The organism is Vulcanococcus sp. Clear-D1 (assembly GCF_014654725.1).
Classification (GTDB): Bacteria; Cyanobacteriota; Cyanobacteriia; order PCC-6307; family Cyanobiaceae; genus Vulcanococcus.
The window spans coordinates 51,031-77,525 of record NZ_JACVZV010000010.1; the positions used below are offsets into that span (position 1 = coordinate 51,031).

Genomic DNA, 26,495 nt, shown 5'->3' on the forward strand with positions numbered 1-26,495 from the left:
AGCCAAGCAGCCCATGCCTGGCATTGTGGATGGTCGACGGCCCTTCTGATGAACAGGACCACCCACGTTCTGCCCCTCATGACAAAAGCAAGAGGGGGTTGTATCCCGAAAGTCAGGTTGGATTCTGAGGTCAGCCCTTCAACTTCTGATTGAGGATCTGGTTGGCCAGCTTCGGATCGGCTTTGCCGCCGGTCTTCTTCATCAGCTGACCCACGAAGAAGCCCTGCAGCTTGGTTTTGCCGCCGCGGAAGGCCTCCACCTCTTCAGGATGGGCCGCCAGCAGCTCCTCCACGATCGCGGTGATCGCCGCCGGATCGCTGATCATGCCCAGGCCTTTGGCCTCCACGATCGCGGCCGGTGAACCACCCTTCTCCAGCAGCTCCGGCAGGATCTCCTTCGCGATCTTGCCGCTGATCTTGCCGCCGTCGATCAGTTGCACCATCTCCGCCAGCTGCTCGGGGCGGAAGGGCAGATCGGCATAGGAAAGCCGGTTGGCATTCATATAGGCGGCGATGTCACCCGTGATCCAGTTAGCCAGGCCCTTGGCATCAGCGCCGGCGGCCACGGCAGCCTCGAAGTATTCGGCCATAGGGCGCTCATCGGTGAGCACGCGGGCGTCGTATTGCGACAGGCCCAGCTCCTCGGCATAGCGATTGCGCTTAGCGGCGGGCAGCTCGGGCAGCTCAGCACGCCAGCCTTCCCGGCGCTCCACGCTTACCTCGATCGGGCCGAGATCGGGGTCAGGGAAATAGCGGTAATCGCTGGCTCCTTCCTTGCCACGCATGCTCTTGGTGAGCTGCTTGCCCTCATCCCAGAGGCGCGTTTCCTGCACGACAGGCTCACCGGCCTCATAGGCCTTGATCTGGCGTTGGATCTCGTATTCGCACGCCTTCTGGATCGCCGAGAAGGAGTTCATGTTTTTGATCTCCACCTTCGTGCCGAAGGGTGCGTCGGGCCCGCGGCGCACGGAGATGTTCACGTCGCAGCGCAGGGAGCCTTCCTGCATGTTGCCGTCGCTCACGCCCAGATACCGCATGATGCGGCGAATTTCAGAGGCATATTCCGCGGCCTCACGGCCGGTGCGGAGATCGGGCTTGCTCACGATCTCCGCGAGAGCCACACCGGCACGGTTGTAATCCACGAGGGAATGGGTGGACCCCGCTAAGCGATCGCTGCCGGCATGCACCAGCTTGCCGGCGTCCTCCTCCATGTGCAGGCGTTCGATGCCGATGCGCTTGAGGTAGGTATCTTTCCCTTTTTCCGCCACTTCCACGTCGATCCAGCCGTCTTCGGCGATTGGTTCGTCGTATTGGGAGATCTGGTAGTTCTTCGGCAGATCGGGATAGAAATACTGCTTGCGATCAAACTTGCTGTGCTCAGCGATGTTGAGGTTGAGCGCCATCGCCGCCTTCACCGCATACTCGAGCACCTTCTGGTTGAGCACCGGCAGCGTGCCGGGCAACCCGCACACCACCGGATCAATGTGGGTGTTGGGGTCGTCGCCGAAGGCCGTGGAGGCACTGGTGAAGATCTTGCTGTTGGTTCCCAGCTGAACGTGGGTCTCCAGGCCGATCACGGCTTCCCAGGCGGCCTCAGCAGCCATGTGTGTTCTCCATGCGTGGGCCGATCCTATGGAAGGGCGCCAGTGGCCATCGGCGGGGCCGGGCTGAAACACTGAGGAGCTGTCTGCAGCTGTCCGCGAGCCATGGCCGCCTCCAGCGAGTCGCCGGTGTTGGTCCTGGGCGGAGGGCTGATGGGCCTGGCGGTTGCTCACCAACTGGCGCGCGCAGGCCAGGCCGTGGAAGTGCTCAGCCGGCGCCGCAGCGAAGCCGCGGGGTTCGTGGCCGCAGGGATGTTGGCGCCCCACGCGGAAGGGCTGAGCGGCGCCCTGCTGCAACTCGGCCAGCTCAGCCTGGAGCGGGTGCCGGCCTGGGTGGCCCAGATCGAAGCCGATAGCGGCCTCAGCTGCGGCCTGCGGCCCTGCGGAATCGTGGTGCCGTTCGCCACGGCTGCCGAACGGGATGTGTATCCCACCGCCGCCTGGGGGGAGGCCCTCACTCGCGAGGGGCTGGAGCGGGAGCTGCCGGGAATCGGGCCGGGTTGGCAGGCGGGCTTGCTGTTCCGCCAGGACGGGCAGATCGACAACCGCCGCCAGCTGATGCGCGCCCTGGAGCGGGCCTGCGTGGAACTGGGGGTGCGCTTCCAGGAGGGCGTGGAGGTGCTGGAGCTCCTGCAGGAGGGTGATCGCCTCAGGGGCGTGCGGGTGCGCGATGCCGCAGCCACGGTGCAAACCCTGGAGGCCGCCACCGCCGTGCTCTGCAGCGGCGCCTGGAGTGCCCAACTGCTGCCGCAGCTGCCCGTGTTCCCGGTGAAGGGGCAGATGCTTTCGCTGCAAGGGCCGCGCGAGGCACTGCAACGAGTGATCTTTGGCCCCGGCACCTATCTGGTGCCCAGGGAAGACGGGCTGCTGGTGGTGGGTGCCACCAGTGAACGGGAAGCCGGTTTCACCGAAGGGCTCACCCCCTTCGGCCAGCGGCAACTCCAGGCGGGGATCGAAGCGCTGCTGCCCGAAGCCAGCCAATGGCCACCGATGGAGCGCTGGTGGGGCTTCCGGCCCTGCACGCCTGATGAGGGGCCCCTGCTGGGGCCCAGTGCAGTCACCGGGCTGTGGCTGGCCACCGGGCATCACCGCAATGGCGTGCTGTTGGCCGCGATCACGGCAGAACTTCTGGGGGCCTGTCTGCAGCCGGGCGGTTGCTCTCCTGCTCAGCAAGCGCTGCTCAACAGCTTCCGCTGGGATCGCTTCAACGGCTAACCCCGCCGCGGCCAACTGCTGCGCAACGGTTCACCTCAGCTGCCAACCCAGTCGCGGAATCGTGTTCAGCATGGCTGCATCGCTGCTGAGCCGTTTCAACCTGCGCGATGGAGCCGCTGCCCTTCCTCAACCTGCTGGCCCTGCTCTGCATGGGCCATTTCCTGGGGGATTTCGGTCTGCAGAACGACCGCATGGCCCAGGAGAAATGCCCGGGTTGCTCAGGCGCGGTGTCGTGGCGCTGGTGGCTCACCGGCCATGGCGCCATCCATGGGCTGCTGGTGGGGCTGATCACCGGCCAACCGCTACTGGGCCTGGCGGAATGGGGCCTGCACACCCTGATCGATCTGGGCAAATGCCAGCGGCGCTACGGCATGGGTGCCGACCAGGGCCTGCATCTGCTCTGCAAGGGGATTTGGGCAGCGCTGGCGCTGGCCTGAGCTGGACAGCGCTGCCCGGAGGCGATCCGAAGGATCAGCCCTCCACGCGCCAGGTCTGATCGGCGGGGGTCCAGTCGCTCAGCTCGGAGGGCTGGAACCAGAGGCCGATTTCGAACTGGGCGGTTTCGGGAGCGTCGGAACCGTGGATCACGTTGCGGCCGATGTTCACGGCCAGGTCGCCACGAATGGTGCCGGGCTCAGCCTCGAGGGGCTTGGTGGCACCGATCAGTTTGCGGGCGCTGGCGATCACGCCGTCGCCTTCCCACACCATCGCCACCACGGGGCCGGAGGTGATGAAGTCGACCAGGCCAGCAAAGAAGGGACGTTCGCGGTGCACGCCGTAGTGGCTCTCGGCCAGTTCACGGCTGGGGGTGAGCTGCTTGAGGCCCACCAGCTTGAAACCCTTGCGCTCGAAGCGGCCGAGGATCTCGCCCACCAGGCCGCGCTGCACGCCATCGGGCTTGATGGCAACAAAAGTGCGTTCGGCCATGGAAGAGAAAACGTCAGATCCGGCCCATCGTCCGCGGCGGGGCTGCCGCTTGGCAAGCACAGCGCCACAACAACGCCATGCATCGATCCGCCCTTTTGAGAGCCAGCAGCCATCCAGGCATTTCTGACCCTAGTTATGTGACTAGGCTCAAGCTCTACCGACGATGACCATGGCCACCGCTCCCCGTCAGGTCTCCAAGTCGCAATTCAAGGCCCAGGCTCTGGCCCTCTTCCGCGAGATCGAAACCAGTGGGGAACCTCTGGTGATCACGGATCACGGCCGACCGGCCCTCGAAGTCCGTCCCTATCGGCCCCAGCAGAGCGATGCAACCGATCCTCTGGAGGCACTGCGCGGGTCGGTGACCCACTACGACCAACCGTTTGAACCCATTGCCGAAGCTGACTGGGAGGCCCTGGCGTGATCCTGCTCGACACGCACGTGTTGATCTGGTGGGCCAACGGTGAGCAGGACAGGCTCTCCAATACAGCGATCGCGGCGATCGAAGCGGAGGAACAGCAACGCCTGGTGTCGGCCATCAGCTGCTGGGAAGTGGCGATGCTGGTGGATCGAGGGCGACTCGGCCTGAGCGTCGACGTTGAACGCTGGCTCCACTTGGTGGCATCGATACCCAGGCTGCAGCTGCTGCCCCTGAGCCCCACGGTCGCCGTGGCCTCCACCCGACTCCCCGGCACCTTCCATGCCGACCCCGCCGATCGGTTCCTCGTGGCGCAGGCCCGCGATCTGAACATCCCCCTGGTGACGGCAGACTCCAAAATCAGGGCCTACCCGCACGTCCGCAGCCTGTGGTGATCGCCCCCTCCGCCATCGCAGGCCAGCAGCAGGGCTGGACCCCCGCCGCCAGCGCCGAGCTCTACGGCCTCAGCCGCTGGGGAGAGCCCTACTTCTCTGTGAATGCCCGCGGGCACATCAGCGTGCAGCCCCAGGGCGATCGGGGCGGCAGCCTCGATCTGATGGAGCTCGTGCAGGGGCTGGAGGGCCGCAACCTGGGCCTGCCGCTGCTGATCCGCTTCGACGACATCCTCGAAGACCGGCTTGAGCGCCTGCACGCCGCTTTTGAGCGCGCCATTGCTCAATACGGCTACGCCGGCCGCTATCAGGGCGTGTTCCCGGTGAAGTGCAACCAGCAGCGCCACGTGGTGGAGGAGCTGGTGAGCTGCGGGCGCCGCTGGCATTTCGGTCTGGAAGCCGGCAGCAAGGCCGAGCTCCTGATCGCCCTCTCGTTGATCGACGACCCTGAGGCGCTGTTGATCTGCAACGGCTACAAAGACCAGCGCTACATCGAAACGGCGATCCTGGCCCGCCGCCTTGGCCGCCAGCCCGTGGTGGTGATCGAGCAGGCCGATGAGGTGGAGCGCATCATCAGCGCAAGCCGCGCCCTTGGGGCCGCCCCCTTCATCGGCGTGCGCGCCAAGCTCTCCAGCCGCAGCACCGGCCGCTGGGGCAGCTCCGTGGGCGACAAGGCCAAGTTCGGCCTCTCGATTCCGGATCTGCTCGCCACCGTGGAGGCGCTGCGCCAGGCCGACCTGCTGGGGGATCTGCGCCTGCTCCACTTCCACGTGGGCAGCCAGATCAACGACATTGCCGTGCTCAAGGACGCGCTGCAGGAAGCCGGCCAGATCTATGTGGAGCTCACCAAACAGGGGGCCCCGATGGGCTTCCTCGATGTGGGCGGCGGATTAGGGATCGACTACGACGGCAGCCGCACCGCCACGGCGGCCTCCACCAACTACTCCCTGCAGAACTACGCCAACGACGTGGTGGCCACGGTGCGCGAGTGCTGCGAACCCCATGGGGTGGCGGTGCCCACCCTGGTGAGCGAAAGCGGCCGCGCCATCGCCAGCCACTTCTCGGTGTTGCTGTTCAACGTGCTGGGCACCGCAGCCATGCCAGGCGCTGTGCCTGCCGAGGAGGAGAGCGAACCCCTCACGGTTCGCAACCTGCGGGAGACGTTGAAGGGGATCACCGCGACAGCCCCCGAAGAGGAGGGCGTGCTCTCACGCCTACAGGAGGCCTGGAACGACGCGATCAAGTTCAAAGACGACGCGCTCGCGGCCTTCCGCTTGGGCTACATCTCGCTGCCGCAACGGGCCATGGCCGAACAGCTCACCTGGGCCTGCGCTGAAGCGATCGTGGCACGTCTGCCCCGCGGCAGCGGCATCCCCGACGACCTGCGCCAACTGCGGGCCGCCATGGCCGGCACCTACTACGCCAATCTCTCGGTGTTCCGCTCCGCCCCCGACACCTGGGCGATCGAGCAGCTTTTCCCGCTGATGCCGATCCACCGGCTGGATGAGGAGCCGACGGAGCTGGGCCATTTCGCCGACCTCACCTGCGATTCCGACGGCAAGCTCGCCCGCTTCATCGGCGATGGCCAGGCCAAGCCCCTGCTGGAGCTGCATGCCCTGAGGCCCGGGGAGCCGTATCTGATCGGGATGTTCCTGGGGGGCGCCTATCAGGAGGTGATGGGCAACCTGCACAACCTGTTCGGCAGCACCAATGCGGTGCACATCCGCCTCGCCCCCGGTGGCGGCTATCAGCTCGATCACGTGGTGCGCGGCAACACCAACGCCCAGGTGCTGGAAGCGATGGAGCACGATCCGGAGCTGCTGCTGGAACGGCTGCGGGTGGCCAGCGAAGCCGCCATTCAGCGCGGTCAGCTGAAGATCAGCGAAGCCCGCCGGCTGATGGATCACCTGGAAACCAGCTTGCGGCAAACCACCTATCTGCAGGAGTGAGCCACGGGCTGTGAGCAAGATCACGGCGGCGGCCGCCGGGGATCACCGGGCCATCCCGCCAGAGCGGTGAGGGTGAATCCAGTTCCCCCAACGGCCATGACCTTCTCCCTCCCCGGCTTCGATCAGTGGACCTTCCAGATCGTGATGTTCGGCAGCCTGCTGGTGCTGGAAGCCCTCAGCGGTGACCAGAAGCTGAGCACCGTGCTCGAGCCGATGGACTCCACCCGGGCCCGCGCCCACGAGCTGATCAACCGCCCTTGCTGTGCGCTGGCATCAGCCCACGCTTGATCAGTGGCTGCAGGTCTGCGATCCGCAGACCACCCTCCAGCTCTTCCACCGTGCCGCGACTGCGCAATTTGCTCAGGGTGCGCGACGCCGTCTCCCGCGCCAAGCCGGCTAAGAGGGCCAGCTCCCGTTGGGCCAGCGCAGGGATCAGCGCCTGCGGATCATTGGCGACGCTGCTGCGCCGGGCCAAGTAGGCCAGGGCATCGAGCAACCGGGTGGTGGCATCACCGCTTTGAATCGCGAAGCGCTGGTTGAGATCCCGCAGCCGTGAGGCCTCCAGCCGCGCCAAGGACAGCGCAAAGCCGGCGTCTTGCTGCAGCAAGGCCGCAAACGGCGCAGCCCGCAGTTTCACCAAGGTCACTGGCGTGAGGGCCACCACATCGGCTGATCGGGCTGCACCATCAAGCGCCGCCATCTCCCCGAACACATCACCCTCCCCCAGCACCGACATCACCACCTCATCGCCATCGGCGGTGTAAGTGCGCACCTTGGCCATGCCGCTCCGCAACAGAAACAGCGACTCCCCCCAGTCCTGCTCCATCACAAACACCTGCTCCGGCCCATGGCTGCTCTGCAGGTGGCGATCGAGCAGCTGCGTGCACTGCTCTGCGCTGAGCGATGCAAACAGCGGCCAGGCCTGGAGCTGATCAGGGGTGAAATCGGCCATGACCATGCAGAGGAGCGGCACCACCCAAGCCCAGTTGAAGCGCCACGGCAATAGCCGTGGCCAGGCGGGGGCAACCCCACCAGGATGAGCACAAGCCGCAGGGCAGCCGATGGGGGGGGATCGAAACGCAACGCAGCATCGTGCGGGAGCGGATGAAACTGCTCCTGGCGGCTCACGACAGTGAAATCGTGCCGGTGGAGTTCCGCGCCGAGCCCGGTGAACTGTTACTCCGGCAGGGCGCCCCAGCCGAGCGGGTGCTGCTGCTCACCGAAGGCACTGTCGCCATCCAGGTGCGGCAGAGCGATGGCCAACCCCACACCCTGGCGATCGTGGAAGCGGAAGAGCTGTTGGGGGAGATGGGCCTGTTCGGCAACGGCGTGCATTCCGCCGATGTGCGGGTGCTCGACGAGCCCGCGCAGCTGATCGCCGTGGATGGCAATCAGCTTCTCAAAGCGATGCTGTTCGACGCCGACCTCTCGATTGAACTGCTCAGCCTGATCAGCCAGCGCTGCCTGCAGGGCAACGAATTGGTGGGATTGCTGCTCGATGGGATCAAGGCCGCCCACAGCGGGGATGGCGCCCTCTTGCAGGACAGTTGCATGGCCCTACGCCACCGCGGCCATTCCATCGCCGCAGCGGCGGATCAATTGGAGGGCTTGCTGCGATGACAGGCGGCCCCGAGCTTCTGGAGCGCGTGCTGCAGCTGCAATCCCCCCTGTTTTCCGGGATCGATCCAACACTGCTGACCGAATGGCTGGACGCAAGCGAGCTGCGCTGCCTCGCCGGGGAGGCCACGGTCCTGTCGGCTGATCAAGCCAACAGCCAAACCTTCTTGGTAATTGCAGGGCGCCTGCTGGTGACCCTGCAGCAGGGGGATGCAGCACCCCTGGCAACCATCGGCCCCGGTGAATGCGTGGGCGAGGTGTCGACCCTCAGCTTGGGCGAGACCACCGCCTGGGTGCGCTGTGAGCAAACCAGCGAGCTGTTGGTGATCGAACGGCAGGAGCTCCTGGCCTGGGCCCAGCAATCCCACCAACTGGCCCTCAACCTGCTGCAGCTGATGGGCGAGCGTCTGCGGCGCTCCAACCTGCATGCCCGTGGTGCCCAGTCGCTGAACCAACAGCTACAGACCCGTGCCCTCAGCGATGCCCTCACAGGCGCCCTGAACCGCCATTGGCTGGACCAACACCTTGAGGCCCTGCGGGCCTACCCGGAGCTGGCCTTGCTGATGGTCGACATCGATCACTTCAAAGCGATCAATGACACCCACGGCCACAGCTGCGGCGATGCCGTGCTCCGAGCCGTCGCCACGACCCTGCTCCATTCGCTGCGGCCCAGCGATGCGCTGGTGCGGCTGGGGGGCGAGGAATTCCTGGTGATCTGTCAACGAGAAGCCAGCCCGGCAGCAGCCGAGGGGCTGGGAGAGCGGCTACGCCAGACGGTGCAGCAGCTCCAGGTCGACGATCTGCCGCCAGTCACCGTATCGATCGGCGTGGCGTTGCGGACCCCGGGCGAGGCCTGGGAGGCCCAGCTGGAGCGGGCCGATACCGCCCTCTACCGGGCCAAACGCGGGGGCCGCAATCGGGTGGAGCTGGGTTAGACGCAGCAGCTCGGATGCGCCATCAGCTCATGCGCCGCGTCGTAGGGCGTGTCCTGCGGCTGCAGCCAGGTGGAGCAGTGCAGGGGCTCGTCACCAGGGCCATTGGCGGCACGACAGCCCTCCAGCCTCAGGCGACTGCCCAACAACACCAGCTGGAAGGTCCAGTGCTGGCGGGCCTGGATGGAAAAGCTGCTGGCCATGGCTTGCAGCTCCTAACGATGGATACCTGAAGGATTCCCCCGTTGTTTCAAGGCGCCAGCCACTAGGAGCGGTTCGCCATCCGGCTGGCTCGCCTCAGCCCAGCGCCGCCGTGAGCTCGGTGCGGGCCTGCTCCAACGCCCCATCAAGGGCTGCGCCATCGCGGCCACCGGCCTGGGCCAGGTTGGGCCGGCCGCCACCGCCGCCGCCGCAGGCCTTGGCGATGCCGCCGATGAAGGCTCCGGCCTTGGGGCCGGCCGCGATCACCGTCTTGCCGAAAGCCGCCACCAGGATCACTTTGCCCAAATCAGCGGGGTCGGGCAGGCCGCCCAGCACCACGGCCGCGCCGTCACCCAACTGATCCGCCAGGCCCTGGGCAGCGCTCTGCAAACCGCCGCCCTCCACACCATCAAGGCGCGCCACCAAGAGCTGGTGCTCACCCACCGCCAACGCCTGCCCGGCCAGCGCCGCCGACTTCGCCAGGGCCAACTCTTCGCGCGCCGCAGCCAGAGCCTTCTGGCTGGCCTTGAGCTCATCAGCCAGCTGCGCCACACGATCCACGATCTCGGCGGGCTGGGCCTTGAAGCGCTCGCCCAGCTGCTTCACCACCCCATCACGCTCGTTCAGATACGCGAGCACGGCAGGGCCGGCCACAGCCTCGATCCGGCGGATACCAGCGGCCACACCGCTCTCGCTCACGATCTTGAACAGGCCGATCTCAGCGGTGTTGGCCACATGGGTGCCGCCGCAGAGCTCCATCGACACACCGGGCACATCCACCACCCGCACCACATCGGCGTACTTCTCACCGAACATCGCCACGGCACCGGCGGCCTTGGCCTTCTCGATCGCCATCTCCTGCACCTCAAGGCTGTGGGCCTCGCTGATCCAGCCGTTGATGAGCACTTCGATTTGCTCGAGCTCCGATGCGCTCACGGCACGGGGGCAGTGGAAGTCGAAACGGAGGCGATCGAAGTCGACTAGCGAACCGGCCTGGCCGATGCCCGGATCCACCACCTGCTTCAGCGCCGCCTGCAGCAGGTGCGTGGCGGTGTGGTTCGCCTGGGCGCGGCGGCGGCAGGCGCGGTCCACCTGGCCATGCACCACATCCCCCAGGCTGAGCACACCGCGCTCGATGCGACCGCTGTGAACAAACACGCTGCGGTTCCGGCTCACGGCGTCGATCGCCACGATCAGCTCGTCGCCGCTGAGCACGCCGCGATCGCCCACCTGGCCGCCGCCTTCGCCATAGAAGGGGGTGGTGTCGAGCACCACCTGCACGCTGTCGCCGGCCACGGCGCGTTGGGCCGGCTCGCCGTTCACCACCAACGCCAACACGCAGCTGCTCTGCTCGAGCAGTTCGTAGCCGCGGAAGGCCGTGGCCTCCAGGTCAGCGGCCACTTGATCAATGGCCTCCTGCAGGGTGAGATCGATGCTCACCGCCGCGGCCTTGGCCCGCTGACGCTGGGCCTCCATCGCCGCTTCAAATCCCTCGAGATCCACCGTGAGACCGTGTTCCTCGGCGATCTCCTCGGTGAGCTCCAGCGGGAAGCCGTAGGTGTCGTAGAGCTCGAAGGCCTGATCGCCTGAGATCTGCGTGGGCTTGGCCGCCAGCACATCGGCCAGCAGCTTCTCGCCGCGCTCCAGGGTTTCCAGGAATCGGGCTTCCTCGCGCTGGAGCTCCGCCAGGATCACCTCACGCCGCTCCACCAGCTGCGGGTAGGCGCTTTGCATCAGCGCGATCGACGCCTCACCCATCGCCGTGAGGAAGGGCTTGTCGATACCGAGGAGACGTCCGTGGCGCACCACGCGGCGCAGCAACCGGCGCAGGATGTAGCCACGGCCCAGGTTGCTGGCGGTGACGCCATCGCAGATCAATTGGGTGATGGCACGGCTGTGGTCGCCGATCACCTTCAGGCTGGTTTTGCCCTTCTCATCGAGGGCGGGATAGGCCACGCCGGCCAGCTGCGCCGCCGTTTCGATCAGCGGATAGATGAGGTCGGTTTCGTAGTTGTTGGGAACGGCCTGGAGGATCTGGGCCATCCGCTCGAGGCCCATGCCGGTGTCGATGTTGCGGTTGGCCAGCGGCGTGAGGGTGCCCTCCGCGTCGCGGTTGTACTGCATGAACACCAAGTTGTAGAACTCGATGAAGCGGGAGTCGTCTTCGAGGTCGATGCCGTCGTCGCCGAGTTCAGGCTTGAAGTCGTAATAGATCTCCGAGCAGGGGCCGCAGGGGCCCGTGGGGCCGGAGGCCCAGAAGTTGTCGGCTTCATCCATGCGGATGATCCGCTTGGGGTTCACCCCCACCACGTCACGCCAGATCTGTTCTGCCTCGTCGTCTTCGCGGAACACGCTCACCACGAGGTTCTTCGGGGAGAGGCCGAACACACCGGTGCTCAGCTCCCAGGCCCACTGAATCGCCTGCTCCTTGAAGTAGTCGCCAAAGGAGAAGTTGCCGAGCATCTCGAAAAACGTGTGATGCCGCGCTGTGCGACCCACGTTTTCGATGTCGTTGGTGCGGATGCACTTCTGGGAGCTGGTGGCGCGGGGCGCCGGCCGTTGCTGCTGTCCCAGGAACACCGGCTTAAACGGCAGCATGCCGGCGATAGTGAGCAAAACCGTGGGGTCTTCCGGCACCAGCGAGGCGCTGGCCATGGGCTTGTGGCCGCGCTCTTCGTAGAAATCGAGAAACGCCGCGCGGATCTCAGCACCGGTGCGAGGGGCGGCGGCAGCCATGGCGAAGCAAGAAAAGCCTGAACCGGGCATGATCGCGCAGCATGAGCGCCCCCACCGACTCTTCCCGCGCGCAGCTGCGCCTGCGCTCGATCGCCTGGGCCCTGGGTGCCGGCCTGAGCGCGCTGGTGTTCGGCCTGCCGTTCGGCGTGGAGGCAGCGCTGCGGGCCGGCGGCTGCGGCTTCTTCTATGGCTTGCTGGCCTTCCACCTGCAACGCGTCGACCCCGACGACAGCCACCTGCAGGCGGGCTTGGTGGGCGCCGTGTGCGGCATCCACAGCCTGGCGCTGCCGCCCCTCAGCCCCTGGCCCTTGCCCTCTCCCTGGCTGCAGAACTTGGCGTTGGTGGCGCCAACTGTGATGATGGAACTCGTTCGTGCCTGGCTGCCGCTGATCGGCGCCGCACTGGTGCTGCACGGATCGCAGGTTCTGCCGCGAGTTTTCGCTGCACGGGCCACCGTGATCCGGCGGCCCTGACTCCCCAGGCCCCGCCTCCATGAGCCTGCTGCATGCCACCTGGCTGCCCGTCGTTCCGCGGGGCAGCTTCGCCAAGGGCAAGGCCCCCAGCGCGGGCCTGTTCATCTGGGCGGACACCTGGCGTGTAGCCGAGCCGGTGAGCCCCAGCGGCGAAGCACCGTTCCACCCCCTCAGCCTCAACCTCGACGATCTGGCCACCTGGCTCGACGACAACCACTTCTGGTCGGAAGACCTGCGCCAGGCCACCATCACCCTCACCCTGCCCAGCCGCCAGCAGCTCAGCCGCGGCCAGAAAAGCGAGAGCGCTGGCGCCTGGAGCGGCATGCCCCTGCAGGCAGGTGAACCGCTCCCCAAAGACCTCACCTGGTGGCCCTGGCAGCTGGAGGGCTGGTTCCTCAAGCCCGGCCCCGCTGCGGAATGGCTCAATCAACTGCCCCTCTCCGGCACCGCAGAGGCGGGCCTGGGCGACGACCTGCTCTGGTGGTGCCATCTGCAGCGCTGGTGCCTGAGCCTGATCGCGCGCGGCCGCTGGCTGCCCGATGCGGCCGAGGGCAAAGCCAGCTGGCTGCCCCTGCTCAACCGCGAAGACGACCGCCGCCGCCTCGAAGACCTCGCCACCCGCATGCCCCAGGTGGTGGCCGCCTCCAGCGCCGAACCGCACCTGGCCTGCGGCCGGCCCCGCTCCAACCGCCTGCTGGTAGCCAGCATCGTGGAAAAGCTGGTGGACGGCCAGCTGCGCTCCGCCTTTGCCCCCGGCGGCGAGGGTCTTGATCCGCTGCTGGCGGCCTGGGAAGAGGGCCTCGCCAGCCACGACGGCCGCATCCAGATCGAGGAAGAAGACCAGGAACGCCTGGCGATCGCCAGCCACCACTGGCGCGAAACCGTGGCCGGCAAGGTGGAACCCGCCCGCGCCTGCCTGGAGCTGTTCACCCCGCCGGAGGGGGAAGAGCTCTGGGAGCTGCGCTTTGGGCTGCAGGCCGAAGCCGACCCCACCCTGCGGGTGCCCGCCGGGATCGTGTGGGGCGCCGGCGACGGCAGCTTGGCCCTGGGCGAGATCCAGCTGGATCAACCCGGCGCGCTGCTGCTGGAAGGCCTGGGCCGAGCGCTGCTGGCATTTGAGCCAATCGAGCGGGGGCTCAATGCCGCCACCCCAGAAGCGATGCAGCTCACCCCAGCGGAGGCCTTCGTGCTGGTGCGCACCGCCGCCAGCCGGCTGCGGGATGTGGGTGTGGGCGTGGTGCTGCCCGCCAGCCTCTCCGGAGGCCTGGCCTCGCGCCTAGGCCTGGCCATCACCGCCGAGCTGCCCGAGAAATCGCGCGGCTTCACCCTCGGCGAAACGCTCGAGTGGCGCTGGGAATTCATGATCGGCGGCGTCACCCTCACCCTCAAAGACCTCGAGAAGCTGGCGGCCAAACGCAGCCCCTTGGTGCAGCACAAGGGTGCCTGGATCGAACTGCGCCCCCTCGATCTCAAAAACGCCGAGAAGTTCTGCGCCGCCGAACCTCCCTTCAGCCTCGACGACGCCCTGCGCATCACCGGCAACGAAGGCGAAACGCTGCAACGCTTGCCAGTGCATGCCTTCACCGCCGGTCCGCGCCTGCAGGCGGTGCTCGAGCAATACCACCAGCAGAAAGCCCCCGATCCCCTGCCGGCGCCCCCCGGCTTCGCCGGACAGCTGCGCCCTTATCAGGAGCGCGGCCTGGGCTGGCTCGCCTTCCTGCATCGCTTCGATCAGGGCGCCTGCCTGGCCGACGACATGGGTCTCGGCAAAACGATTCAGCTGCTGGCGTTCATCCAGCACCTCAAGGCCGAAGACGAGCTGAAACGCCCCGTGCTGCTGGTGGCGCCCACCTCGGTGCTCACCAACTGGAAGCGGGAGGCGGCGGCCTTCACCCCCGACCTAGTGGTGAATGAGCACTACGGCCCGCGCCGCCCCAACAGCCCCGAGGCGATCAAGAAAGCCCTCAAGGGCGTGGATCTGGTGCTCACCACCTATGGCCTGCTCCAGCGCGACAGCGAACTGCTGGAGGCGATCGATTGGCAGGGCGTGGTGATCGATGAAGCCCAGGCGATCAAAAACCACAACGCCAAACAGTCGATGGCGGCGCGGGATCTGGGCCGCCCCGGCCGGGGCAGCAAATGCGGCCCACGCTTCCGCATCGCCCTCACCGGCACGCCGGTGGAAAACCGCGTCAGCGAACTGTGGGCGCTGATGGATTTCCTCAACCCCAAGGTGCTCGGCGATGAACCTTTCTTCCGCCAGCGCTATCGCCTACCGATCGAGCGCTACGGCGACATGTCGTCGCTGCGCGACCTCAAGAGCCGCGTCAGCCCCTTCATCCTGCGGCGCCTCAAAACCGACAAATCGATCATTTCCGACCTGCCTGAGAAGGTGGAACTGAGCGAATGGGTGGGGCTCGCCCCCGAGCAGAAGAAGCTTTACAACCAAACCGTGGAGGAGAGCCTCGATGCGATCGCCCGGGCGCCGCTGGGGCAAAAGCACGGCCAGGTGCTGGCGCTGCTCACCAAGCTCAAGCAGATCTGCAACCACCCGGCCCTGGCCCTCAAGCAGGATCCCGACCCCAGCGATGTGGGCTTCTTCAAGGAGTTCGCCGCCCGCAGCGCCAAGGTGCAGCGCCTTGAAGAGATCCTCGAGGAGGTGATCGAGGCGGGCGATCGCGCCTTGCTGTTCACCCAATTCGCCGAATGGGGGCACCTGCTCAAGGCCCACCTCGAGCAGAAGTGGAAGCAACCGGTGCCCTTCCTCTACGGCAACACCAGCAAAGCCGAACGCCAGGCGATGGTGGATCGCTTCCAGGACGACCCCCGCGGTCCGCAGCTGTTCCTGCTCTCCCTCAAGGCCGGCGGCGTCGGCCTCAACCTCACCCGCGCCAGCCACGTGTTCCACATCGATCGCTGGTGGAACCCCGCCGTGGAAAACCAAGCCACCGACCGTGCCTACCGGATCGGCCAGCAAAACCGCGTGATGGTGCACAAGTTCATCACCAGCGGTTCGGTGGAGGAACGCATCGACCGGATGATCAAGGAGAAGTCGAAGCTCGCCGAAGACATCGTGGGCTCCGGCGAAGACTGGCTCGGCGGCATGGACGTGCGCCAGCTCAAGGACCTGGTGACCCTCAGCGAGGACTGACGCGATGCAGACCTCCCTGCCAGTCGCCAGCCGCAGCCCGGAACGCTGGCTACAGCGCTTCGAGAATTTCGAATCGGTGCTCCGCCGCCTGGAAGGGCACCTGGAGGGCCGGGCGGAGTTCCGCGACCCCGACCTGCTGGCCGGCCTGGTGCTCCGCCATTACGCCTTCTGCCTGGAGCTGGGCTGGAAGTGCCTGCGGGATCTGCTGGCCTGGAACGGCATCGACGCCCGGCTGCCCCGGCAGGTGATCAAACAGGCGTTCGCTACCGGGGTGATCGAGAACGGTCAGCTCTGGATCGACATGCTGGAAAGCCGCCCCCTCTTCACAGCGGATGGCGACCTCGAAGGCGATGACGGCAGCCCCGAAGCTTGTGCGGTCCTGGCGGCAGCCGCGCGGATGGTCGCCGAGTCGTACGCCCCGGAGCTGCAGGCTCTGCAACGCAACCTGGCGGCGCGCCGGCTGGAGGAGCAAGGGCTGAGCGAGGCAACGGCATGACACCAACTCGCCAACGAGAGGCACTTCCGGGTTCCGTACAGCTGGTACAGAACCCTGAAGAGTCGCGGCAACACCTGCGCCACATCCATGGCCTGCCCGCTCGCACCGTCAGCGAGATCCGTCACTGCCTGAAGCACCAGTTTCCGCAGCTCCACTGGGTGAAGCTCTACGGCTCTAGGGCCAGTGGCCAGCACTGGCGCGGCTCCGACATCGACCTCGCCTACAGCGCCGACGAGAATTGCACAGCAGCCCTATGCGAAGCCCTCGATCAGCTGCCCACTCCCTACCTCTTTGATGTGACCCACTGGGATTCCCTGCGCCATCCCGGCCTGCAGCAGCACATCGAACGCATTGGCATCCCCTTCCCATGACCATCACCCCCAACGGCATCACCACCCAACTGGGCGATCAAGGCCTGGGCCAGCAGCCCTGGTGGGTCGAGCAGTGGATGGAGCTGATCAATGGCTATCGGTTCAAGAAACGGCTCGAGCGCGCCTGGGAGTACGCCCGCAGCGGCAACGTGCTCTCAATCCGCTTTGAAGGGCGCCGCGTCCACGCCCGCGTTCAGGGCAGCGGCGAAGACCCCTACAAGGTGAAGCTCTGGCTCGATGTGCTCAGCGACGACGACTGGGGCTACGTACTCGAGGCTCTCGGCCAGAAGGCACGTTGGTCGGCCCAGCTGCTGGCGGGCGTGATGCCCCAAGACATCGAACGCGCCTTCGCCGCCAGCGGCCGGCGGCTGTTTCCGTTCAAGTTGCAGGAGGTGCGCAGCGAATGCACCTGCCCGGACAAGATCAACCCCTGCAAACACGTGAGCGCCGTCTACTACCTGATGGGCGAGCGCTTCAGCGAAGACCCCTTCGTGCTCTTCCAGCTGCGGGGGCGCACCCGCGCCCAGTTGCTCAGCGATCTGGCGGTGCAGCGGCGGGCGTTGCTGGCGAAGAAAGCCAAAGAAGCGAAAGAGGCGGCTCCAGCCGCTGCGCCCCCGCAGCCAGCCGCCGAAGGCTCCCTCAATCCCGCTCCCGCAGCCATCCGCGATCCAAACCGCTGGTGGAATTACGGCGCAGCCCTCGATCCGGGGCTCGTGGTGATCACCCCGGCCATGGAGGGCGATACGGGCCTGGATGAAGCCGGCCCATTGCCCTTGGCGGAAGACGGCCGCTTCCCCGAAGCCGGCAAACTGTTTGTGGAGCAGCTCAAAGCCCATGGGGCCGCCTGCGGCACTGCGGCGATGGCTACCGCCATGGCGGCCGGCAGCAACAATGGTGAAGGCGACGTGGGCAGCAGCGGCCAAGCCTGAGGTGATCAGCCCGCCCCGCCGCCGCCGCCTGCGGCGCCTGGCCGTGGCCCAGGCCCCAGCTCCCTGGCTCACACCCGGCAAGCAACACCTCGCGAGCTGCATCCTGCGCTCATTCGAGCGGGCTTTCGGCCGGCCGCTGCTTGCTGGCAGCACCACGCACGATGGCCTCCAGGCTTCTCAGCTGCTGTTCCGGGCCGACACCGTGGTGCTCGCCCACGACGGCGGCCCCGATCCCGCCCTGATCTACGCCAACGCCGCGGCCCTGCAGCTGTGGGAGCGCAACTGGGCCGACATGATCGGCATGCCCTCGCGGCTCACAGCGGAGCCACAGGAGCGAGCCAGTCGCGCCCAGATGCTCGCCAACGCTCTGCAGCGGCACGCCAGCGAGGGCTACAGCGGCGTGCGCATCAGCCAGAGCGGCCGCCGCTTCCAGATCCACAACGCCCGCCTCTGGACCCTCTGGGGCCCGGGCAATCAGCCCTGCGGCCAAGCCGCAGCGTTCAGCAGCTGGTGGTGGCTGTAAGCATCTGTTCGGCTCTCCCGAAAACCCTGGCGTAGCAGCCGAACCGCGGGTGTGAACACCGCACCGGAAGGGTCGGTTCTTGCACTCTGCGCGATCAATCAAGCCAAGCACATTGGCGTTGCGGGTGAACACCCCGCACCCGCACATTCAGGAGACACAGCCATGCTGACTCTGCGCCAATCCGCTTTCGATCGCCTCGAGTCCGACCTGTTCAAGCGCCTCGAGCAACAGATCCAAACCGCCGAGCGCGTGCCCGCCGCTGAAGTACACGAAACCGCAACCGCCTACAGCATCTGCCTGGAACTGCCCGGCGTCGTCCGCGACTCCATCGACGTGAAAGCCACCGATCGCAACCTGGTGATCAGCGCCGAACGCCGCGCCCCCCAGCCCGAGAACAGCGAAGCGACCGAAGCCGCCCAAACACCCGCCAAGCTGCTAAGCGAGATCCGCTACGGCACGTGGAGCCGCAGCTTCCGCTTCCCCTCGGGCATTGATCGCGAAGCCGTCCAGGCCGTCTACCGCGACGGACTCCTCACGGTGGAGGTACCCAAAGCCCAGACCCTCACCAGCGTGACCGTGAAGGTGGAGGGCTGAATCAGACAAGGCGGCACGCCGCCGCCAAGATCACACCAAACGAGACGGGACCCAGCCTCGGCCTCAGGGCCGGGGCTTTTTTGCGGGCAGTCAAGCGGCCGAAAGGCCCGAACCCTGATTCCCAGAGCCCTTCCTACAGTTGCCGCCAACCGCGCGCGGAACCATGGCTGAGACGGCTGTAGCGAGCACACCCCGCCTGAGCCTGCAGTGCGAGGCGATCGGGGCCGACACCACCACGATCCGCTCGCTCGATTGGGACCGCAGCCGCTTCGACATTGAGTTCGGCCTGCGCAACGGCACCACCTACAACAGCTTCCTGGTGCGGGGCGAGCGCACCGCGCTGATCGACAGCAGCCACCTCAAGTTCGAAAGCACTTGGCTGCCGCTGCTGCAGGAGCAGATCGATCCCAAGGCGATCGATCACCTGATCGTGAGCCACACCGAGCCCGATCATTCCGGGCTGATCGGACACCTGATCGACCTCAACCCGGACATCGAGATCGTGGGCTCCAAGGTGGCGATTCAGTTCCTGGAAAACCAGGTGCATCGCCCCTTCAAAAGCAGGGCGGTGAAAAGCGGTGAGGAGCTTGATCTCGGCACGAACCCCGAAAGCGGCGTGCAGCACCGCTTTGAGTTTCTGAGCGCACCCAACCTGCACTGGCCGGACACGATCTTCTCGTTCGATCACGGCACCGGCATCCTCTACACCTGCGACGCCTTCGGCCTGCACTACTGCTCCGACGACGTCTTCGATGTGGACCCGGGCGCCATCGCGCCGGACTTCCGCTTCTATTACGACTGCCTGATGGGCCCCAATGCCCGCAGCGTGCTCCAGGCGATGAAGCGCATGGATGCGCTGCCGGCGATCAACACCATCGCCGTGGGCCATGGGCCTCTGCTGCGCGAGCACCTGAGCCTCTGGCTCTCCGACTACCGCGAGTGGAGCGAGGGCCGCAGCAAGGGCGAGGCCTATGCCGCCGTTTGCTACGTGAGCCAGTACGGCTTCTGTGATCGCCTCAGCCAGGCCATCGCCAGGGGCATTGGCAAGGCCGAAGCCCAGGTGCAACTCGTCGACCTGCGCGCCACCGATGCCCAGGAGCTGAGCGCCCTGATCGGCGAAGCCAGCGCCGTGGTGGTGCCCACATGGCCCGCCAATCCCGACGCCGAGCTGCAAGCCTCGGTCGGCACCCTGCTGGCGGCCCTGCAACCCAAGCAATGGGTGGCCACCTATGACGCCTACGGCGGCAACGACGAACCGATCGACACCGTGGCGTCCCAGCTGCGGGGCCTGGGCCAGAAGGAGGCGTTTGAGCCCTTGCGGATCCGCCAGGTGCCCGATGGGAATGATTACCAGCGCTGCGAAGAAGCCGGCACCGACCTCGGCCAGCTGCTCACCCGCGCCAAAACGATCGCGGCGATGAAAGCCCTCGATGGCGACCTCGATAAAGCCCTCGGACGCCTCTCCGGTGGCCTGTATGTGGTGACAGCCCGGCAGGAGGAGCGGGCTTCAGCGATGGTGGCCAGCTGGGTGAGCCAGGCCAGCTTCGATCCGCCCGGAATCACAGTGGCCGTGGCGAAAGACCGCGCCATCGAAGCGCTGATGCAGGTGGGGGATCGCTTCGTGCTCAACATCCTGCGGGAAGACAACCATCAGCCGCTGCTGCGCCATTTCCTCAAGCGCTTCCCGCCCGGCGCTGATCGCTTCGCCGGTGTGGCCACCCTCGAGGGAGTGGCGGCAGGCGGGCCGGTGCTCGGCGATGCCTTGGCCTTCCTCGGCTGCCGCGTGCAGCAGCGCATGGAAGGTCCAGATCACTGGATCATCTACGCCGAAGTGGAGCAGGGCAACGTGGCCGACACCGAAGCCTCCACAGCCGTGCACCACCGCAAAGTGGGGAACCACTACTGATGGCTGCTCCTACAGCCGTCGCCAACGACCGCCGGGTGATCCAGCTCCCGATCGAGCCTGGGCTGGTGTGCCTGCGGGGCCTGAGCCCGAAGCGGCTGCGCTTCGAGGTGGAGTACGGCCTGGAGCGAGGCACCACCGCCAACAGCTTCCTGTTTCTCCCCAGCGGCGATGACCCCGCCCTGCTGGTGCATCCACCGGGCAACACCTTCGCAGAGCCCTACCTGGAAGCGTTGGCCAGCCTGGTGCCACCCCACACCCGGCTGCAGGTGGTGGTGGGTCACACCAACCCCAACCGGGTGCAGCTGCTGCGGCAGCTGGCTCAGGGTTGGCCACGGTTGGAGCTGATCAGCTCCAACCCCGGAGCCCAGCTGCTGCGCGAACTCTGGGACCAGCGCAAACCCACGCCACCCGGCGCCGCTGCGGCGGGCGAGCCGGAAGCGCTGCCGCCCCTACCGCCCCTCCAGGTGGTGCGGGGTGAGGCGGAACTGCAACGGGCGGACGGTCACAACATCCAGCTCCTGCCCACGCCCACGCCCCGCTGGCCCGGCGGCCTGATGGCCTTCGAAGACACCAGCGGCCTGCTGATGAGCGGCAAGTTCTTCGCCGCCCACCTGTGCAGCGAAGCCTGGGCGGAAGCCAACCGCAGCAGCACCGAGGAAGACCGGCGCTACTTCTACGACTGCCTGATGGCACCGATGGTGCGCCAGGTGGAAGCGGTGCTCGATCGCATCGATGAGCTGCCGATCCGCACCATTGCACCAGGCCATGGCCCGGCCATTGCTGAAAGCTGGCGCAGCCTGCTGGTGGACTATCGCCGCTGGGGCGAAACGCAGGAGCGCGCCAAGCTCTCGGTGGCCCTGCTGTACGCCAGCGCCTACGGCAACACCGCTGCCATCGCCGATGGACTGGCCCAGGGCGTGGCCCGCACCGGGGTACGGGTGGAGAGCATCAACTGCGAATTCACACCCACCGAGAAACTGCTCGAGGCCATTCGCGGTTGCGATGCCGTGCTGATTGGCTCACCCACCTTGGGAGGACACGCCCCCACACCGATCGTGTCGGCCCTGGGCACGCTGCTGGCGGAGGGCGATCGGGCCAAGCCGGTGGGCGTGTTCGGCAGCTTCGGCTGGAGTGGTGAAGCCCTCGATCTGCTGGAGAGCAAGTTGCGCGATGGCGGCTTCCGCTTCGCCTTCGAGCCGATCAAGGTGAAGTTCAGCCCCGATGCGGCCACCCTCAAAACGATCGAAGAAACAGGCACCGCGCTAGGCCGACAGCTGCAGAGCGAACAGCGCAAGGCCCAGCGCCGCGCCAGTGGCGGCGGCCTCAGCGAGAGCCGCAGCAATCCCGCCGTACTGGCCCTGGGCCGCGTGGTGGGCTCCCTCTGCGTCCTCACCACCGTGAAAGGCAGCGGCGAGAGCCAGCTCAGCGGCGCCATGGTGGCCAGCTGGGTGAGCCAGGCCAGCTTCTCTCCCCCTGGCCTCACGGTGGCCGTGGCCAAGGATCGGGCCGTGGAAGCGCTGCTGCACGTGGGCGATGCCTTTGCCATCAACGTGTTGGCCTCGGGCCGTGAAACCGGACCGATGAAGCAGTTCCTGCAACCCTTCGCCCCGGGCGCCGATCGCTTTGCCGGTCTCGAACTGGAGCAAAGCCCCGGTGGCCTGCCGGTGCTGCCTGAGGCGCTGGCCTGGCTGGAGTGCACGGTGAAGCAGCGGATGGAATGCGGCGACCACTGGCTGCTCTACGCCGAAGCAAAGGCGGGTGCGGTGCTCGATGCTGCGGCCACCACGGCCGTACACCAGCGACGCAGCGGCGCCAACTACTAAGGCCCCCGCTCTACAGCTCCAGCACAAATCAGACCCCAAGGCTGTAACGCAGACAACAAACCAGCCCTCTGGCAATCAACGGCCAGAAATCGGCAAAACCCAATGCCAACAATGGTTTTGGGCGGCCGATTGTTTAAGCCTGTAAGGCTCGTTCATCTCAGCCTGAAGAAAAACCGAACTCCCGCAGGAAGCGAGTCGATCTCGCTCAAATGATGAGGTCAGCCATCGAGATCAATGCAGGCGGCCATCGACCCCAACCCCGCTCACCAGCGCTGGGTGGTGCGTTATCGCGGCTTTGTGTTGATTCCCCAGAGCGATCTCAGCTGGCTGGTGCGACCGGAACGCAGCCCGATGAGCCTGCTGCCCTTCCGCACACCGGCCAGCTCCGTGGACGACGTGAAGGCCTTGATCGACTGGCGCCTGAATCAGGCGGCCTGAGGGGGCGGCGGGGTCGAACCACCCGCCACAAAGGGCAGCACCACGGTGGCCCAACGCTCCGGACGAGCCGGACGGCTGCGGCGCGGACGACGCACGCCGAAGGGAACCCGCACCACATTGGTGCCTTCCACGCGCAGGGTTTCTCCGCTGGCCAGGGTGGGCAGCGATAGATCGGCGTGACCTTTGCCTCCCGCCGTGAGCGACGTGGTGATCAGCGTGGTTCCGTGGTCGTCAGCGCTCATGGTTGCTCCCCGATACCGGTGTCACCCGATCCGCAGTGATCCCTGCAGTTGCAGCAGATCCTGCTGGAAAAGCAAGGGTGGTTGCGAAAAGAAATTCCGCATTTTTCGTTCCGACGAAATCTAAACGCAAACCCGCCACAATCAAGCCCTGCTCAAACTTGGTGCCGCCAGTTCATCCACCGACGGGCAGGTGCACACCAAATTGCGATCGCCGAAGGCGTTATCAATGCGCGCCACGGCCGGCCAGAGCTTGCTAGCGAGCTGGTGTTCGCCAGCGGGATAACCAGCTTGAGCGCGGCTGTAGGAGCGATCCCATTGCTCGGCCATCACCGCCGCCAGGGTGTGGGGCGCCCGCTTGAGGGGGTTATCGGCCGGGTCGGCATCTCCGGCTTCAATGGCCGCGGCCTCAGCACGAATAGCCGTCATGGCCTCAGCGAAGCGCTTCAGCTCGGCTAGCCCTTCGCTCTCCGTGGGCTCCACCATCACCGTGCCGGCCACCGGCCAGCTCACGGTGGGGGCATGGAAGCCATAATCCATCAGGCGCTTGGCCAGATCATCCACCTCGAGGCCAGCACTGCGCTTCAGGGGCCGCAGATCGAGGATGCACTCGTGGGCGACACGGCCGCCGGCACCGCGATAGAGCACCGGGAAGTGGGGCTCCAGCCGCTCCGCCAACCAGTTGGCCGCCAGCAAGGCCACCGCCGAGGCCTGGCGCAGGCCTGCACCACCCATCAAACGGATGTACATCCAGCTGATCGGCAGGATGCTGGCGCTGCCCCAGGGGGCCGCACTCACCGGCCCGATCGGCTGGTCACCCCCGCAGTGCTCCGCCAGGGGATGACCAGGCAGGAACGGCAGCAGATGCTCCGCCACGGCAATCGGTCCCACCCCGGGGCCACCACCGCCGTGGGGAATGCAGAAGGTCTTATGCAGGTTGAGATGACACACGTCGGCCCCGTAGAGGCCCGGCTTGGCCAGCCCCACCTGGGCATTGAGGTTGGCTCCATCGAGATACACCTGGCCGCCGTGGGCATGCACGAGGGCGCAGATCTCCTGAATGCCCTGCTCAAACACCCCGTGGGTTGAGGGATAGGTGATCATCAACGCCGCCAGCCGATCGCTGTGCTGCTCCGCCTTGGCCTGGAGATCGGCGCGATCGATGTTGCCCTGCTCATCGCAGGCCACAGGCACCACCTGCATGCCCGCCATCACGGCGCTGGCGGGATTGGTGCCATGGGCGCTGGTGGGGATCAGGCACACGTTCCGCTGCTGTTGGCCTCGGTTGCGCTGCCAGGCGCGGATCACCAGCAAACCGGCGTATTCACCCTGGGAGCCGGCATTGGGCTGTAACGACACACCGGCAAAGCCAGTGATCGCCGCTAGCCAGCGCTCCAGATCCGCCACCAGGCGGCGGTAGCCCGCACTCTGGGCTTCGGGGGCGAAGGGGTGCAACCCTGCGAAAGCAGGCCAGCTCACGGGCTGCAGCTCAGCCGCGGCGTTGAGCTTCATCGTGCAACTGCCGAGCGGGATCATCCCGTGTACCAACGAGAAATCGCGGGCTGCGAGGCGCTGGATGTAGCGCAGCAGCTCGGTTTCACTGCGGTAGCGGTGGAACACCTCCTGCTGCAGCCAGGGGCGCTGGCGGCAAGGCACCGCATCCGCCCAGAGCAGCTGTTCCGGCGCGTCACTGGCACCGGCAGCTGTCAGCTCCTGCCGTAAGCCCTCCTCGAGATCCACCAGCTGGGGCGCCGGCGTGGATCCAGCCACAGGCGCCAGGGCCTCGAGGAGCTTCTGGAGTTCAGCGGTACTGCTGCGCTCATCGAGGCTGATGGCCAGCCCGCCGGATTCAGAGCGCAGGTTGAAGCCGGCGGACTCCGCCGCGGCCAGCAGGTCGGCCGCGCGCGGGGTGCGGAACCGCACTGTGTCGAAGCCAGAGCCCTGTTCGCTATGAAGCCCAAGCTCGGCCAGACCACGGCGCAACAGCTCCCGCAGCACCAGCACCCGGCGGGCCGTGGCCGCCAGCCCTTCGGGCCCGTGGTGCACCGCATAGAAGCCGGCCAGCACGGCCAACAACACCTGAGCCGTGCAGATGTTGCTGGTGGCCTTGTCGCGGCGAATGTGCTGCTCGCGGGTCTGCAGGGCGAGGCGCAAGGCCGGGCGACCCTCCGCATCCACCGACTGCCCCACCAGGCGCCCGGGGATGCGGCGTTGATGGGCGGTGGTGGTGGCGAAGAAGGCGGCATGGGGTCCGCCAAAACCCAGGGGGATTCCGAAACGCTGGCTGCTGCCGATGGCGATCTCAGCGCCCAACTCCCCCACGGGCTTGAGCAGCACCTGGGCCAGTGGGTCCACCGCAGCCGTCACCAGCACCCCCGCCGCGCGGGCAGCGGCCATCAACTCGGTGGGATCCCACAGCCCACCACCGGCCCCGGGGAGCTGCAACAGCAGGCCGAAGGCTCCCGCGAAGGGGGCAGCGCCGCTGGCCTCGGCCGCCTGCAGTGCCTGCGGCTCCACGCGCACCAGCTCGATGCCCAGCGGTTCGGCGCGGGTCTGCAACACCCCCCAGGTCTGCGGCAGGACTTCAGCATCAACAAGAAACCGCTGGGCGCTGGCATCGCGGCAGGCGCCGTAGCTCAGGCTCATCGCCTCGGCGGCGGCGGTGGCCTCATCGAGCAGGGAGGCGTTGGCGATCGGCAGCCCCGTGAGCTCGCTGATCAGAGTCTGGAAATTGAGCAGTGCCTCCAGGCGACCCTGGCTGATCTCAGCCTGGTAAGGCGTGTAAGCCGTGTACCAGGACGGGTTTTCGAACACATGGCGCTGCAGCAGCGCCGGCATGATGCAGTCGTAGTAGCCGAGGCCAATCAGGCTGCGGCGCACCTGGTTGGCGGCAGCGATCTGCTGGAGCTCCGCCAGTGCTTCCGCCTCACCACAGCCAGCGGGCAAACCCTCCGCCGCTGCGGATGAATCGAGGCGGATCGCCTCCGGCACCACCTCGGCGATGAGCTCCTCCAGGGAGCTGAGCCCCAGATCCGCCAGCATCGAGGCCTGCTCGGCGGCGGTGGGGCCGATGTGGCGAGCAACGAAAGGGCTGAGCGCTACGCCGTGATCAGTGGCCATCCACCTTGGCGCTGTAGGTGGACGCATCCATCAGACCCTGCAGCTGTGCCGGATCGCTGGGCCGCACCAGCAGCAACCAGCCCTCGCCATAAGGATCGTTCTGCAGCTCCTCAGGGCTGGCGAGCACAGCTTCGTTGCGAGCTTCGATCACACCGCTGATCGGCGCAATCACCTCTTCCACGGCCTTCACCGATTCCACGGAGCCAAAGCTGCTGCCCTGGCTCAGGGTGGCGCCCACCTCGGGCAGCTCCACAAACACGATGTCGCCGAGCTGATCCACGGCGAAGGCACTGATGCCGATGCGCACCAGCTCCCCCTCAGCCCGGGCGTACTCGTGGCTGTCGGCGTATCGGCAGTCGTCGGGATAGCTGAGGGCCATGGGGCCGCCTGGGCGGATCGCTGCGGAGCAGTTTGTCGGAAATCGGCGGCAGCGATGAATCTGGCTAAG

The 26,495-nt window shown here is 66.7% G+C and carries 26 protein-coding genes; 18 read left to right on the forward strand and 8 right to left on the reverse strand.

The window, feature by feature from the left end:
- Positions 1-130: 130 nt before the first annotated feature.
- Positions 131-1,603 carry an Asp-tRNA(Asn)/Glu-tRNA(Gln) amidotransferase subunit GatB gene (gatB, locus tag H9532_RS03225; protein WP_296365736.1) on the reverse strand — a complete coding sequence of 491 codons (1,473 nt, stop codon included), beginning with the start codon at positions 1,601-1,603 and terminating at the stop codon, positions 131-133.
- A gap of 102 nt (positions 1,604-1,705) precedes the next feature.
- Here gatB and thiO point away from each other — a divergent pair, with 102 nt between their 5' ends.
- Positions 1,706-2,815 carry a glycine oxidase ThiO gene (gene thiO / locus H9532_RS03230; protein WP_296365738.1) on the forward strand — a complete coding sequence of 370 codons (1,110 nt, stop codon included), beginning with the start codon at positions 1,706-1,708 and terminating at the stop codon, positions 2,813-2,815.
- Positions 2,816-2,922: 107 nt separating this feature from the next.
- The gene (locus H9532_RS03235) at positions 2,923-3,252 is read left to right on the forward strand and encodes a DUF3307 domain-containing protein (RefSeq protein WP_010305496.1); all 330 of its coding nucleotides are present in this window, start codon (positions 2,923-2,925) and stop codon (positions 3,250-3,252) included.
- Between the two features lie 34 nt (positions 3,253-3,286).
- On the opposite strand, the gene ndk is transcribed toward H9532_RS03235, so the two are convergent.
- On the reverse strand, positions 3,287-3,742 hold the full coding sequence (gene ndk / locus H9532_RS03240; RefSeq protein WP_010305500.1) for a nucleoside-diphosphate kinase: 456 nt from the start codon (positions 3,740-3,742) through the stop codon (positions 3,287-3,289).
- 169 nt (positions 3,743-3,911) lie between these two features.
- Here ndk and H9532_RS03245 point away from each other — a divergent pair, with 169 nt between their 5' ends.
- From H9532_RS03245 to H9532_RS03260, 4 genes are all read left to right on the forward strand, one after another.
- Positions 3,912-4,163, forward strand: coding sequence for a type II toxin-antitoxin system Phd/YefM family antitoxin (locus H9532_RS03245; protein WP_296365742.1), 252 nt, complete (start codon positions 3,912-3,914; stop codon positions 4,161-4,163).
- A complete protein-coding gene (locus tag H9532_RS03250) occupies positions 4,160-4,552 on the forward strand; it encodes a type II toxin-antitoxin system VapC family toxin (RefSeq protein ID WP_296365744.1) in 393 nt (130 codons plus the stop codon). The genes H9532_RS03245 and H9532_RS03250 overlap by 4 nt, the downstream gene beginning before the upstream one ends.
- Positions 4,552-6,498 (forward strand): biosynthetic arginine decarboxylase, encoded by a 1,947-nt coding sequence (gene speA, locus H9532_RS03255; protein WP_296365802.1) that lies wholly within the window; start codon positions 4,552-4,554, stop codon positions 6,496-6,498. Before H9532_RS03250 ends, speA begins: the two co-directional genes overlap by 1 nt.
- Before the next feature lie 96 nt (positions 6,499-6,594).
- Complete coding sequence (locus H9532_RS03260; RefSeq protein WP_296365746.1) at positions 6,595-6,786, forward strand: hypothetical protein; 192 nt, start codon at positions 6,595-6,597, stop codon at positions 6,784-6,786.
- Here H9532_RS03260 and H9532_RS03265 read toward each other — a convergent pair.
- Entirely contained in the window at positions 6,746-7,450 is a 705-nt protein-coding gene (locus H9532_RS03265; protein ID WP_296365749.1) for a Crp/Fnr family transcriptional regulator, read from the reverse strand. The genes H9532_RS03260 and H9532_RS03265 overlap by 41 nt on opposite strands.
- Positions 7,451-7,602: 152 nt before the next feature.
- Between H9532_RS03265 and H9532_RS03270 the strand changes: the two genes are divergently transcribed.
- Positions 7,603-8,118: a cyclic nucleotide-binding domain-containing protein gene (locus tag H9532_RS03270; protein WP_296365750.1), complete on the forward strand. Its 516-nt coding sequence runs from the start codon at positions 7,603-7,605 to the stop codon at positions 8,116-8,118.
- Positions 8,115-9,050: a GGDEF domain-containing protein gene (locus H9532_RS03275; RefSeq protein ID WP_296365752.1), complete on the forward strand. Its 936-nt coding sequence runs from the start codon at positions 8,115-8,117 to the stop codon at positions 9,048-9,050. The genes H9532_RS03270 and H9532_RS03275 overlap by 4 nt, the downstream gene beginning before the upstream one ends.
- Here H9532_RS03275 and H9532_RS03280 read toward each other — a convergent pair.
- The gene (locus H9532_RS03280) at positions 9,047-9,250 is read right to left on the reverse strand and encodes a hypothetical protein (protein WP_296365754.1); all 204 of its coding nucleotides are present in this window, start codon (positions 9,248-9,250) and stop codon (positions 9,047-9,049) included. The genes H9532_RS03275 and H9532_RS03280 overlap by 4 nt on opposite strands.
- 94 nt (positions 9,251-9,344) lie before the next feature.
- A complete protein-coding gene (gene alaS, locus H9532_RS03285) occupies positions 9,345-11,984 on the reverse strand; it encodes an alanine--tRNA ligase (RefSeq protein WP_296365756.1) in 2,640 nt (879 codons plus the stop codon).
- Positions 11,985-12,025: 41 nt separating this feature from the next.
- On the opposite strand from alaS, the gene H9532_RS03290 reads away from it, so the two are divergent.
- From H9532_RS03290 to H9532_RS03335, 10 genes are all read left to right on the forward strand, one after another.
- Positions 12,026-12,457, forward strand: a complete 432-nt coding sequence (locus tag H9532_RS03290) for a hypothetical protein (RefSeq protein ID WP_296365758.1) — start codon at positions 12,026-12,028, stop codon at positions 12,455-12,457.
- Positions 12,458-12,476: 19 nt separating this feature from the next.
- Entirely contained in the window at positions 12,477-15,608 is a 3,132-nt protein-coding gene (locus H9532_RS03295) for a DEAD/DEAH box helicase (protein WP_296365760.1), read from the forward strand.
- A gap of 4 nt (positions 15,609-15,612) precedes the next feature.
- On the forward strand, positions 15,613-16,104 hold the full coding sequence (locus H9532_RS03300; protein WP_296365762.1) for a nucleotidyltransferase substrate binding protein: 492 nt from the start codon (positions 15,613-15,615) through the stop codon (positions 16,102-16,104).
- A complete protein-coding gene (locus H9532_RS03305; protein ID WP_296365764.1) occupies positions 16,101-16,475 on the forward strand; it encodes a hypothetical protein in 375 nt (124 codons plus the stop codon). The genes H9532_RS03300 and H9532_RS03305 overlap by 4 nt, the downstream gene beginning before the upstream one ends.
- Entirely contained in the window at positions 16,472-17,404 is a 933-nt protein-coding gene (locus H9532_RS03310) for an SWIM zinc finger family protein (protein ID WP_296365766.1), read from the forward strand. Before H9532_RS03305 ends, H9532_RS03310 begins: the two co-directional genes overlap by 4 nt.
- A 4-nt stretch (positions 17,405-17,408) precedes the next feature.
- Positions 17,409-17,927 (forward strand): MEKHLA domain-containing protein, encoded by a 519-nt coding sequence (locus H9532_RS03315; protein WP_296365804.1) that lies wholly within the window; start codon positions 17,409-17,411, stop codon positions 17,925-17,927.
- Positions 17,928-18,089: 162 nt separating this feature from the next.
- Positions 18,090-18,521, forward strand: coding sequence for an Hsp20/alpha crystallin family protein (locus H9532_RS03320; protein ID WP_296365768.1), 432 nt, complete (start codon positions 18,090-18,092; stop codon positions 18,519-18,521).
- A 163-nt stretch (positions 18,522-18,684) separates the two neighbouring features.
- Positions 18,685-20,427: a diflavin flavoprotein gene (locus H9532_RS03325; protein WP_296365770.1), complete on the forward strand. Its 1,743-nt coding sequence runs from the start codon at positions 18,685-18,687 to the stop codon at positions 20,425-20,427.
- Complete coding sequence (locus H9532_RS03330) at positions 20,427-22,250, forward strand: diflavin flavoprotein (RefSeq protein WP_296365772.1); 1,824 nt, start codon at positions 20,427-20,429, stop codon at positions 22,248-22,250. Before H9532_RS03325 ends, H9532_RS03330 begins: the two co-directional genes overlap by 1 nt.
- 234 nt (positions 22,251-22,484) lie before the next feature.
- The gene (locus H9532_RS03335; RefSeq protein ID WP_296365774.1) at positions 22,485-22,688 is read left to right on the forward strand and encodes a hypothetical protein; all 204 of its coding nucleotides are present in this window, start codon (positions 22,485-22,487) and stop codon (positions 22,686-22,688) included.
- Here the strand turns inward: H9532_RS03335 and H9532_RS03340 are convergent.
- The 3 genes from H9532_RS03340 to gcvH all read right to left on the reverse strand — a co-directional run bounded on the left by H9532_RS03340 (position 22,676) and on the right by gcvH (position 26,426).
- Positions 22,676-22,930 (reverse strand): hypothetical protein, encoded by a 255-nt coding sequence (locus H9532_RS03340; RefSeq protein ID WP_296365776.1) that lies wholly within the window; start codon positions 22,928-22,930, stop codon positions 22,676-22,678. The genes H9532_RS03335 and H9532_RS03340 overlap by 13 nt on opposite strands.
- Before the next feature lie 141 nt (positions 22,931-23,071).
- The gene (gene gcvP, locus H9532_RS03345) at positions 23,072-26,047 is read right to left on the reverse strand and encodes an aminomethyl-transferring glycine dehydrogenase (RefSeq protein WP_296365778.1); all 2,976 of its coding nucleotides are present in this window, start codon (positions 26,045-26,047) and stop codon (positions 23,072-23,074) included.
- On the reverse strand, positions 26,037-26,426 hold the full coding sequence (gene gcvH / locus H9532_RS03350) for a glycine cleavage system protein GcvH (protein ID WP_296365780.1): 390 nt from the start codon (positions 26,424-26,426) through the stop codon (positions 26,037-26,039). The genes gcvP and gcvH overlap by 11 nt, the downstream gene beginning before the upstream one ends.
- Positions 26,427-26,495 lie beyond the last annotated feature (69 nt).

What these genes read in the sequence shown, in the direction of transcription:
- gatB (WP_296365736.1), bottom strand. Translation starts at nt 1,603, where the DNA reads ATGGCTGCTGAGGCCGCCTGGGAAGCCGTGATCGGCCTGGAGACCCAC.
- thiO (WP_296365738.1), top strand. Translation starts at nt 1,706, where the DNA reads ATGGCCGCCTCCAGCGAGTCGCCGGTGTTGGTCCTGGGCGGAGGGCTG.
- H9532_RS03235 (WP_010305496.1), top strand. Translation starts at nt 2,923, where the DNA reads ATGGAGCCGCTGCCCTTCCTCAACCTGCTGGCCCTGCTCTGCATGGGC.
- ndk (WP_010305500.1), bottom strand. Translation starts at nt 3,742, where the DNA reads ATGGCCGAACGCACTTTTGTTGCCATCAAGCCCGATGGCGTGCAGCGC.
- H9532_RS03245 (WP_296365742.1), top strand. Translation starts at nt 3,912, where the DNA reads ATGGCCACCGCTCCCCGTCAGGTCTCCAAGTCGCAATTCAAGGCCCAG.
- H9532_RS03260 (WP_296365746.1), top strand. Translation starts at nt 6,595, where the DNA reads ATGACCTTCTCCCTCCCCGGCTTCGATCAGTGGACCTTCCAGATCGTG.
- H9532_RS03265 (WP_296365749.1), bottom strand. Translation starts at nt 7,450, where the DNA reads ATGGCCGATTTCACCCCTGATCAGCTCCAGGCCTGGCCGCTGTTTGCA.
- H9532_RS03270 (WP_296365750.1), top strand. Translation starts at nt 7,603, where the DNA reads ATGAAACTGCTCCTGGCGGCTCACGACAGTGAAATCGTGCCGGTGGAG.
- H9532_RS03275 (WP_296365752.1), top strand. Translation starts at nt 8,115, where the DNA reads ATGACAGGCGGCCCCGAGCTTCTGGAGCGCGTGCTGCAGCTGCAATCC.
- H9532_RS03280 (WP_296365754.1), bottom strand. Translation starts at nt 9,250, where the DNA reads ATGGCCAGCAGCTTTTCCATCCAGGCCCGCCAGCACTGGACCTTCCAG.
- alaS (WP_296365756.1), bottom strand. Translation starts at nt 11,984, where the DNA reads ATGGCTGCCGCCGCCCCTCGCACCGGTGCTGAGATCCGCGCGGCGTTT.
- H9532_RS03290 (WP_296365758.1), top strand. Translation starts at nt 12,026, where the DNA reads ATGAGCGCCCCCACCGACTCTTCCCGCGCGCAGCTGCGCCTGCGCTCG.
- H9532_RS03295 (WP_296365760.1), top strand. Translation starts at nt 12,477, where the DNA reads ATGAGCCTGCTGCATGCCACCTGGCTGCCCGTCGTTCCGCGGGGCAGC.
- H9532_RS03300 (WP_296365762.1), top strand. Translation starts at nt 15,613, where the DNA reads ATGCAGACCTCCCTGCCAGTCGCCAGCCGCAGCCCGGAACGCTGGCTA.
- H9532_RS03305 (WP_296365764.1), top strand. Translation starts at nt 16,101, where the DNA reads ATGACACCAACTCGCCAACGAGAGGCACTTCCGGGTTCCGTACAGCTG.
- H9532_RS03310 (WP_296365766.1), top strand. Translation starts at nt 16,472, where the DNA reads ATGACCATCACCCCCAACGGCATCACCACCCAACTGGGCGATCAAGGC.
- H9532_RS03320 (WP_296365768.1), top strand. Translation starts at nt 18,090, where the DNA reads ATGCTGACTCTGCGCCAATCCGCTTTCGATCGCCTCGAGTCCGACCTG.
- H9532_RS03325 (WP_296365770.1), top strand. Translation starts at nt 18,685, where the DNA reads ATGGCTGAGACGGCTGTAGCGAGCACACCCCGCCTGAGCCTGCAGTGC.
- H9532_RS03330 (WP_296365772.1), top strand. Translation starts at nt 20,427, where the DNA reads ATGGCTGCTCCTACAGCCGTCGCCAACGACCGCCGGGTGATCCAGCTC.
- H9532_RS03335 (WP_296365774.1), top strand. Translation starts at nt 22,485, where the DNA reads ATGCAGGCGGCCATCGACCCCAACCCCGCTCACCAGCGCTGGGTGGTG.
- H9532_RS03340 (WP_296365776.1), bottom strand. Translation starts at nt 22,930, where the DNA reads ATGAGCGCTGACGACCACGGAACCACGCTGATCACCACGTCGCTCACG.
- gcvP (WP_296365778.1), bottom strand. Translation starts at nt 26,047, where the DNA reads ATGGCCACTGATCACGGCGTAGCGCTCAGCCCTTTCGTTGCTCGCCAC.
- gcvH (WP_296365780.1), bottom strand. Translation starts at nt 26,426, where the DNA reads ATGGCCCTCAGCTATCCCGACGACTGCCGATACGCCGACAGCCACGAG.